The sequence below is a fragment of the Gardnerella sp. 26-12 genome, assembly GCF_001660745.1.
Taxonomy (GTDB): domain Bacteria; phylum Actinomycetota; class Actinomycetes; order Actinomycetales; family Bifidobacteriaceae; genus Bifidobacterium; species Bifidobacterium swidsinskii.
On record NZ_LWSR01000055.1, the window covers coordinates 1 to 10242 of the forward strand.

At 44.5% G+C, this 10242-nt stretch carries 7 protein-coding genes; 6 read left to right on the forward strand and 1 reads right to left on the reverse strand.

The window, feature by feature from the left end:
* The 4 genes from A5295_RS06355 to A5295_RS03845 form a co-directional block, all read left to right on the forward strand.
* Positions 1-1179, forward strand: a 1179-nt coding sequence (locus A5295_RS06355; protein ID WP_064621747.1) for a hypothetical protein, incomplete at its 5' end; no start/stop codon positions are given.
* Positions 1179-1679, forward strand: a complete 501-nt coding sequence (locus A5295_RS03835) for a DUF3180 domain-containing protein (protein WP_033888467.1) — start codon at positions 1179-1181, stop codon at positions 1677-1679. The genes A5295_RS06355 and A5295_RS03835, both read left to right, overlap by 1 nt.
* 138 nt (positions 1680-1817) lie before the next feature.
* On the forward strand, positions 1818-3494 hold the full coding sequence (gene ettA / locus A5295_RS03840; RefSeq protein ID WP_012914413.1) for an energy-dependent translational throttle protein EttA: 1677 nt from the start codon (positions 1818-1820) through the stop codon (positions 3492-3494).
* A gap of 294 nt (positions 3495-3788) precedes the next feature.
* Positions 3789-5618 (forward strand): DEAD/DEAH box helicase, encoded by a 1830-nt coding sequence (locus A5295_RS03845; RefSeq protein ID WP_004108552.1) that lies wholly within the window; start codon positions 3789-3791, stop codon positions 5616-5618.
* A gap of 380 nt (positions 5619-5998) precedes the next feature.
* On the opposite strand, the gene A5295_RS03850 is transcribed toward A5295_RS03845, so the two are convergent.
* On the reverse strand, positions 5999-6421 hold the full coding sequence (locus A5295_RS03850) for a DUF3052 domain-containing protein (RefSeq protein ID WP_004108549.1): 423 nt from the start codon (positions 6419-6421) through the stop codon (positions 5999-6001).
* A gap of 269 nt (positions 6422-6690) precedes the next feature.
* Between A5295_RS03850 and nrdD the strand changes: the two genes are divergently transcribed.
* Positions 6691-9108: an anaerobic ribonucleoside-triphosphate reductase gene (gene nrdD / locus A5295_RS03855; protein ID WP_004108547.1), complete on the forward strand. Its 2418-nt coding sequence runs from the start codon at positions 6691-6693 to the stop codon at positions 9106-9108.
* A 220-nt stretch (positions 9109-9328) separates the two neighbouring features.
* Positions 9329-10036 (forward strand): anaerobic ribonucleoside-triphosphate reductase activating protein, encoded by a 708-nt coding sequence (gene nrdG / locus A5295_RS03860; protein WP_004108545.1) that lies wholly within the window; start codon positions 9329-9331, stop codon positions 10034-10036.
* Positions 10037-10242: the final 206 nt, after the last annotated feature.

Genomic DNA, 10242 nt, shown 5'->3' on the forward strand with positions numbered 1-10242 from the left:
GGATTATATTCTTCTATTTACATAGATGCTGTTTTAAAAGTTAATTTGAGTAATGCATTAGACGGAGATGAGACTAACGCAATAGATATTCCTCAAATTGCTGAGCGTCTTGCTTTTATGCTTAAACGTTGCGAAAAAGATAGCGAGATTGAGGAGCATCCTGCTATAGCTTTAGAACTTATTGCTAAATCTGTTTTAAATTCTGCTATGCACACTTGGCAAATCAGTGAGGCTGATATTACTGTTCATGCTGCTTTAAGAAGCGAATATTACGGCATGAAAAGCACTGTTGACGATGTTTGCGTTACTTTGAATAGTGTTTCTAGAGAAGAGTTAAATTATTCGGAACGGCATGTAGTTCCTGATTCTCTTGCGCATGTTGCTGTTCGTAGTGGAAGCGTATCAGTTGACGATCTTGAGGAAGGCGAAATAGCAGATTACTATCGTTCTCTTATTGAGGAAGATAGAAAAGAAAAGCAGCGCAAAGAAGACGAGGACGCTGCTGCAGCTGCTAAAGCTGCCGTTGATATCGCAAATTCTTTCGCGGATGATTATGAAAATAATGGAGATTCAGAGTGCTCTTGTGTCGATGAATCTAAAAGTGTCAATTATGGCAGTGAGCTTGTTAAAAGAGAAACTAAGTCTCCTTTGTTCCGTATATGTCCGACTCCGTTACAGACAACTGCAGTAATTTCTATGAAGGGTGTCGCGAAACAAGACACGCGTTCTGCTATGCTGAGAATAGTTGCAATGCTTGAGCAGGATAGAGAATCTCGCGTAGATGGCGTATCGGCACTATATGTTGCCAATATGCTTGAAGGTGATTATTACGCGGCTGTATTTATTCTGTCTTCGGGCGGTGACGAGTATGAACTGCTTCGCTTGCTTCGCGCTGTTGCTACTTTGTATAAAGATAAGGTGACTGTGCGAGTGTTGGGTACGCGTTCATATGGTGCTTCTGCTGCTGATACAAGAACTGTTGATGCAGAAAAATTGCCGCAACAACTAGCGGAAATGGTGATGGTTGACCCTAAGTCGCCTGAACTTATGCCGTGGCTGCAGATAGAGTCGGATGCTGCTTTGGATGACAACTCAGTTTCGTACTCATTAGCGTTTGCTTTTGATGCTCAAACTGTTGGGGTATACTCAGAGCAATGGCTTATAGGGGATGGTTGTTAATGAAAGCGTATCGCACACCTTGGTGGTATCTGGTACTAGGGTTACTGTTTGGCTTTGTGCTGGGCGCATTTCTAGTGTCGTCAACAGAGTCTAGTGCTATGTCGTTAGCAGGAGCTCCGTGGGTTGTTGTTGCAATTATGGTGATTGCTGGCTTAATAACTTTTGTTATGGCGTTGCAAACTCATCAAAGTGTTGCTAACAAAGATAAAAATAAGAAGCGTGTAAGTTCTCAATTTGCTGTTGCAGCTCTTATGCTGTCTAAGGCATTGGGAATGGCAGGTGCTATTTTGTCTGGCTGGTACGTTGGGCAGTTGTTAATGAGTCTGCCACACAGTGAAATAATTCTGTATAACTCTGTTGTGCGTGAATGCTCTATTGCTGGCTTGGTGTGCTTTATTGATATGGTCGTTGGGATTTTGGGCGAGTGGCTCTGCCAGATTCCGCCTGAAGATGATTCTGAGTCTGTCAATAAGTCAAATCGTACGCCAGCAACGTGCTAGTATTTGCTAGCTATTAGTTTGCGTAGTTTTATGTAAGTTGCATCTTGCTTGAATTAAGTAGGTAAAAGTATTAAACGCTTTTTACGCAAGTTGCAACAAACGCTGGAATTTCAACGTTTGTAAGGATGGTATATTACTTTGGCTGAATTTATCTATCAGATGATTAAGGCGCGTAAATCGTACGGAGATCGTGTAATTCTCGACGATGTTACTTTAAGCTTCCTTCCGGGCGCAAAAATTGGTGTTGTGGGTCCGAACGGCATGGGTAAGTCGACGCTGCTGAAAATTATGGCCGGTTTGGAAAATGTGACCAACGGTGAAGCTTCTTTGACTCCTGGCTATACGGTAGGTATTTTGCAGCAGGAACCACCTCTTGATGACACTAAGACGGTTGGCGAAAACATTAAGATGGCTTTTGGTGAGATTGCGCAAAAAGTGGCGCGTTTTAACCAAATCGGCGAAGAAATGGCTAATCCAGACGCTGATTTTGATGCGTTAATGGAAGAAATGGGTAAGCTTCAGACTGAAATTGACGCTGCAAACGGTTGGGATTTGGATTCGCAGCTTGAGCAGGCTATGGATGCTTTGCAATGCCCAGATCCGGATTCGCCTGTTTCTGTGTGCTCTGGTGGTGAAAGGCGTCGAGTTGCATTGTGTAAGCTTCTTCTTGAAGCTCCAGATTTGCTGCTTTTGGATGAGCCTACTAACCATTTGGATGCGGAATCTATTTTGTGGCTTGAACAGTTCTTGCACAAGTACGAGGGTGCTGTTATTGCTGTTACGCACGACCGCTACTTTATGGATAACGTAGCAGAGTGGATTTGCGAAGTTGACCGTGGTCAGCTTTATCCATATAAGGGAAATTACTCAACGTATTTGGAAACTAAAGCAAAGCGTATGGAAATCCAGGGTGCCAAGGATGCCAAGCTTGCTAAGCGTTTGAAGAATGAGCTTGATTGGGTGCGTAGCTCGCCGAAAGCTCGCCAAGCTAAGAACAAGGCTCGTTTGGAACGCTACGACCAAATGGAGCAAGAGGCACGTAATTCCAAGAAGCTTGACTTCTCTGAAATTCAAATTCCAGCAGGTCCACGTTTGGGCTCGCAAGTTTTGGAAGCAAAGCATATTCACAAGGCTTTTGGCGACCGTGTACTTATCGACGACTTGTCGTTTACGCTGCCTCGTAATGGTATTGTTGGTGTGATTGGTCCAAACGGTGTTGGTAAGTCTACGCTGTTCAAGACGATTGTGGGCTTGGAGTCTCTTTCTGGCGGAGAGCTTATTGTTGGCGATACTGTGAAGATTTCTTACGTGGATCAGAATCGTGCAGGATTGGATCCTAATAAGAACTTGTGGGAAGCTGTTTCCGGCGGACTTGATTTTATTGAGGTTGCAGGCGTTGAGATTCCTACTCGCGCATATGTTGCAAGCTTTGGATTTAAAGGTTCGGATCAGCAGAAGCTTACTGGTGTGCTTTCCGGCGGTGAGCGTAACCGTTTGAACTTGGCTTTGACTCTTAAGCAGGGTGGAAACTTGCTTCTTCTCGATGAGCCTACTAACGATTTGGATGTTGAGACTTTGGAAAGCTTGGAAAACGCTTTACTTGATTTCCCAGGCTGCGCTGTTGTGGTTTCGCACGATCGCTGGTTCCTCGACCGAGTTGCAACGCATATTCTTGCTTGGGAAGGCGACGACGAGAATCCTGCAAAGTGGTACTGGTTCGAAGGTAACTTCCAAGCTTACGAAGAAAATAAGATTGCGCGCTTGGGTGAGGAAGCTGCTCGTCCGCATCGCTTGCACCGTAAGCTCACTCGCTAGTTGAGTTTTGTTTTCATTTCTTGGTGGAAACATTTGCTGGTGATTTTCCGGCGTTTGCGCGACGACCTGCTTTCGCGCTTGGAGCGTAGTGTACGAAAGTAACTCGGAGCGTGAGCTTGCATGGAAAGTTCAGTGGACTTTTTCCATGCAAGCTCAGAAGCGAGCGCTTATAGTGCGAGCGTCTCGGCGCTTTTTGACAACATTTGCCGTGATTGTGCCAGGCGTGTGCTAGGCTCGATTAGTTCACGTTTTGAAATTTAAGTTTTGAATACACATATTTTACGAAAGGCTATTGTGCCGCATACTCATCATGCTGCGTTCGCCCAAAAGCGAGGCGCGAAGAATACCAAGAACGTCAAAAATACTAGGAAATCAGCTGAAAAACGCAATCCTTTTGAATATCAGGGTAGTCATAAAAATTACGGTTCTAATCACGAGTTCAATTCGCGCAGGGAGCGAAATCGCAAAGCAGAAAAAGCTCGTCAAAAAGCGCGCGAAAAAGCCTTGCGCTATGAAGAAGTAGCTATTGCGGATGCTGAACAAGATTTTGCTAAAAATAATTTTGCTAAGCATAATATTGATAAAAATAATGTTGTTAAAAATGATATTGCAAAATCTCATAATACAAAACAAAATTCTGCAATATCTTTGCGTCCTACTTCAAAAAAGCAAAATCAAGATTCTCATAACGCAACAATTATTCCAGACTCTGCTATTGAATCTTGTGAAAATTACCGTGACGATGTCACTTTTGCGCAACTTGGAGTCCCAGAGCCCTTGGTAGAAGTGTTGCGTGCTGATGGGAAAACTACTGCATTCCCAATTCAGCAAGCAACGCTTCCTGATTCATTACAAGGTGCGAATATTCTAGGGCGAGGTCGCACAGGAAGTGGTAAAACATTAGCATTTTCTATTCCACTTGTTGCGCGTTTAGCTGAGAATTTTGTTGATTTAATTCATTCTGATAAAAATCGTAAGTCACGCGAGTCTAGTGAAATTCCTGCTCCTAGAGCAATAATTCTTGCTCCAACTCGCGAGCTTGTGCATCAAATTGATGACGTAATAGCGCCGCTTGCTGCAGCTTATGGCATGCGTACTGTGACAGTGTATGGAGGTGTGAGATACCAGCGTCAGGTATCGCAACTTAAGCAGGGTGCGCAGATTGTGCTTGCTTGCCCTGGACGTTTGGAAGATTTGCTGCGTCAAGGAGCACTTACGCTTGAAAAAGTAATGGTTAGCGTGCTTGATGAAGCAGATGAAATGGCGGATATGGGATTCCTTCCTGCTGTTACTAGACTTCTTGAGCAAGTTGCGCCAGATGGTCAACGCATGCTGTTTTCTGCAACGCTTGATAAGCAAGTTTCTACATTAGTTGAGCGTTTCCTTCCAAATGCTGTCGTCCATGCTGTGGATGATGCTGATTGCCAAGTTGACACTATGACGCATCATATTTTTGCTGTGTCTGCAGGGGATAAATACGAAGTTTTGCGAAAGCTTGCTTCCGGAAGGAAACGTTCTATATTCTTTACGCGCACAAAATATCAAGCGAAGAATATGGCGAAAAAATTTGTGCAGCAAGGTATTCCTGCAGTTGATTTGCAAGGTAATTTGTCGCAGAATCAGCGAGATCGTCATTTGGCTGTGTTTGCTGAAGGCTTGGTGCGCGTGCTGGTTGCTACGGACGTTGCTGCGCGAGGTATTGATATTAGCGACGTTGCATTAGTTGTGCAAACTGAGCCTCCTGAGGATCCTAAGTCTTTCTTGCATCGTTCGGGTCGCACTGCTCGAGCTGGTGAAGAAGGCGATGTCGTAACGCTTGTGCTTCCTAATCAGAAGCGCGCTGCTCATATGATGCTTCGTAAGGCTGGAATTCATGCGAAAGCTGAGGATGTGAGTCCTTCTTCATCAGTTCTAGATGAGATTGTTGGTGAAGCTGCCGAGCTTCAAGAAGGCTGGAGTATGCCGGAGCCGGAGCAGCAGAAGCGTAAAGGTCGCGGTCGTGGACGTGGGCAACGTGGTGAGCGCAGTGAACGTGGTGAACGTGGTGAACGCAGCGAACGTCGTTGGCACGGTAAACGTGGCGAACGTGGTAGTCGTGTTCATCGCTTCGGTCGTGAGTTTTAGAAACAAATGCTGTGTGTTTTACAGCATTTGTTTTCGTTTTCACTACTTTTGATAACATTCGCCAGTGATTTTCCGGCTTTTGTTTTCGCTTTAGTTTTCTTGTCTGTTGTGGTGCGAGGCTGTGATATTTTTCTCCTCGCGCTTTTTATTTACGTTATTCTTGTATTTTTGTCTATTTCGCCGAATGATTATGTGTTTTCGACAGAATTGCCCTATGTTTTATACATAACATCAACTGGTTTGGTGTTTTCAACAAAACAGCAGCAATACTACAAAAGTAAGTAGCAAGTTGGCAAGCAATAAGCAACTTAGTAATCAGTTAATCAGCCTGTTAAGCAAGTCAACAGTCGGTTAAACTAGTTAAGCCAATTAGCAAATACTTATTTAGATTGACCTTTACCAAATGCGCGCAGTTGAACGCCGTTCCAGTCAGTGCTTACGGTTAACGGAGTGGCTGCGTTCATGCCAGCTGTTTTTGCTGCAGATTGAACGGTACTAGAACTTGGGGAACCTTCGCGACCTGGTTTTGGAGTAAGAACCCACATAGGAGCGTCATTGTCAAGCATATTTGTGGCATCCATAATAGTGTCTGCGAGCTCATCTTCGTCGTCGCCGTCGCGCCACCAAATAATCACACCATCAACAGCAGCGTCGTAATCCTCATCTACCAACTCTTCGCCGGTAAGTTTCTCGATGCTTTCGCAAATTGTTTCGTCAACATCGTCATCCCAGAGCCATTGTTGGACAACGTCTCCTGGTTGGAATCCGAATTCCTGTGCATGCTGAAAAGCTATCTGTTCCACGTGATTTAATATATCAAAGCGTCACGAAGTGCGCACATTTAACGGCGTGTATTCAGTAATTTATCGTTTATCAATTACGACACACCAGGACACGCCGCAAAAATCGCGATTGTGACATAAATCACTATATATAGGTGGTTATCTTTGCGTCTTGCCCTAGATATTGTGCATGAGTTGGGTTATAGTAGAGCGAGTTGTTAGAAATAGTTCCCATGTTTGCAACGAGAGATTTTGCTAGAAGGAACAGTGTTTGAGAAAGGTCTGTACCGATGCAGGTTTTGGAAGAAACTGCTGTCACAAGCGCAGAAAATTGTACGGATGATGTAGTTGAAATTCCAGTTTCTCGCGTGCAGGTCGAAAAGCGCGATGGTCGCGTAGTTGATTTTGATCCGCTGAATATCATTATGGCAATCAAGGCTGCTTTTAAGGATTTGGGCAAGGAAGTCGGTCCGCAAGAAGAGCAGTTGATTCGTAATATTTCTGATCATATTGAGGCTGAAATTCAAGATCGTTACAATGGCCCGGCGAAGATTGAAGATATTCAGACCTTGGTTGAGCATAGTCTTATTGAAAATCACCTTTATGAGGTTGCTCGTTGCTACACGAGCTACCGACTGAACCGAGATATAGACCGCGCTAAAGCTACTGATATTAACGAGGCTGTTAACCGTCTTGTAAATCGTGATGAGTCTCTTGTTCGTGAAAACGCAAATAAGGATTCTAATGTTTATGCAACTCAGCGTGATCTTCTTGCAGGTGCTGTTTCTAAAGCTTCTGCGTTCTCTATGCTTCCTCACGCAGTTTCTAACGCTCATATGAAGGGTGATATTCACTTCCATGACGCTGATTATTCGCCATTTACTTGCATGAGCAACTGCTCGCTTCCTGATTTTGGCGATATGCTTGCTAAGGGATTTGCTCTTGGTAATGCAATGATGGATAGTCCAAAGTCTATTGGTACTGCTGCAACTCAGGTTACGCAAATTATTAAGGATATTGCTGGCGCGCAATACGGTGGTCAGACTGTTAATCGCGCTGACGAAATGCTTGAGCCTTACGCTAAGTGCGATTACGACAAGAATCTTGCTATGGCACACGCAATGATTCCTGATTCCACGCCAATTCAAGTCGCAAAAGATATGATTGACGGCTTGAAGGCTCAGGAGCCTAAGAATCTCCACTGCTTGGACAGGGATCCACTGCCTGCTGATACTCCTTTTGATAAGAATTTGGGCGAGTTGGATCAGCTCCGTGAAGTTTACGCAAAGATTATGACGCGTAAGGCGATCTACGACGCTATGCAAACAATGGAATATCAAATCAATTCTAACCGCGTTTCTAACGGTCAGACTCCGTTCGTAACTGTTGGCTTTGGCTTGGGTACTTCTTGGTTTGCTCGTGAAATTCAGCGCGCTATTTTGCTTAACCGTATTCGTGGTCTCGGCAAAGATCGTCATACTGCAATCTTCCCTAAGCTTGTGTTTACTATTAAGCACGGTGTTAACGCGGACGCTGGCGACCCGAACTACGATTTGAAGCAGCTTGCGCTTGAGTGCTCTACAAAGCGCATGTACCCAGACGTTGTGTTCTACGAGAATATTGTTAAGATTACTGGCTCCTTCAAGGCTCCTATGGGTTGCCGTTCGTTCCTTCAGGGTTGGATTGATCCAAAGACCGGCAAGGACGTTGAAGATGGCCGTATGAATCTTGGCGTTGTAACTGTTAACATGCCACGTATTGCTCTTGAATCTCACGGCGATGTGACTCGCTTCTGGAAGCTTTTCGACGAGCGTATGGAAGTAGCTCACCAAGCTTTGCGATTCCGTATTATGCGTTGCAAGCAGGCAACTCCTGTAAATGCTCCAACGCTGTTCCGTTACGGTGCTTTTGGTCGTTTGGAAGCTAACGAAAGCGTGGATCAGTTGTTCCGTAATGAGCGCGCAACTGTTTCTCTTGGCTACATTGGTTTGTACGAAACTACGGCCGTGTTCTTCGGCAAGGATTGGATGCAAGATCACAGCTGGAATGAGGAAGGCAAGGAATTTGCGCTTTCTTTGGTTCGCCGCATGAATAAGCTTTGCCAGCAGTGGTCAAAGGCGGAAGGCTACCATTATTCCGTTTACTCAACTCCTGCTGAGTCTTTGACTGACCGCTTTAACCGCATGGATCGCCAGAAGTTCGGTCGCATTGAAGGCGTAACTGATCACGACTTCTACACTAATTCCTTCCATTACCCGGTTTGGTTGCAGCCAACTCCTATGGAGAAGCTTCGCTACGAGGTTGACTTCCCGTATCTTGCTTCCGGCGGTTTTATTAACTACTGCGAGTTCCCATGCTTGCAGGCAAATCCTAAGGCTTTGGAAGCTGTTTGGGATTACGCTTACAAGATTGGCATCGGCTACTTGGGTACGAATACGCCAATCGATCACTGCTTCGTTTGTGGATTCCAGGGTGATTTTGAGCCGACTAAAGAAGGCTTCCGTTGCCCGGAGTGCGGCAACAGCGACCCAGATAAGTGCAATGTGACTAAGCGTACTTGCGGTTACTTGGGCAATCCTGTTCAGCGTCCAATGGTTCACGGTCGTCACGAAGAAATCGCTCACCGCGTAAAGCACATGTCTGGCGAAACTGGCCATGTGACTCTTAACAACGGTGAGTCTCGTGAATGGTATGAGGAAACAAAATAAACTTAGCTAATTTACTATGTTGAAACTTAGTAAAATAAGTATGACTAGATAATTTAGCTAAATCAATAGCTTTTCTTGTGTTTGTTGTTTGGTGATAATCTGGCCGTTAGAAATGTATTGCATTTTGTGATTGCACTTTCTAACGGCTGGATTTATTTTATTTTCGCAAATTTGGTTGTTTATTTTTTAGTTGTTTATTCGGTTTGGAAGGGGGTTGGATATGGCTCGCATGAGTTTGCACGATTTTGCGCCTGCAGATGTGAATCGTGGACCGTGGATTCCTACCTCTCTTTCCAATAATCCTCGCGCAGGACAGTGGTCTAGTGAGCGCATGAGCCAGGGGATGATCGCCGATTATAAGCGTTTTTTGATGACAGACGGCGAAGGAATTCGTTGCTCGCTTTACGTTTCCGGCTGCCCGTTCCATTGCGTTGAGTGCTATAACGAGTCGATTTGGGATTTTCGCGCAGGTCATCCTTATACTCAAAAGCTTGAAGATCAAATCATGGAAGATTTAGCGCAGCCTTATGTGCAAGGTTTAACGCTTCTTGGCGGCGAGCCGTTGCTTAATACGGGCATTTTGCTGCCTCTTTGCAAGCGTATTAGGAAAGAGTTTGGCAATACAAAAGACATTTGGAGTTGGACTGGATACACTTGGGAAGAGCTTATGCGCCCAGGGGAGACGCCTGATAAGCTTGAGCTTTTGCGTTACATTGATATTCTTGTTGACGGCCGTTATATGAAAGATTTGCACGATTCGCTTTTGCAATTTCGTGGCTCTAGTAATCAACGAATTATCGATGTGCCAAAGTCTCTGGAAAATCCGCAAAATCCTCCTGTAATCTGGGAAAAGCTTCACGATCAGGAGCGTTTTATTCCGTCGATTTACGGAAAAGACCGCGCGCAAGGCGAAGGCGACGCTTCGTAATCCTATTGAATGCGCCACTCATACGATATATTTAACAATGTTTGTGGACGATTATAAGAATGCATACATATACACATGTTAAGCTAAATATAATTAACCTAGTAACATCTGTATTGCAAACTGTCAAAAGAATTATGCTAACTATGCTCATAAATACTGTAACTAAACGATATACAGTTGGGTATGTTTTTTCTTTGCATAAATAT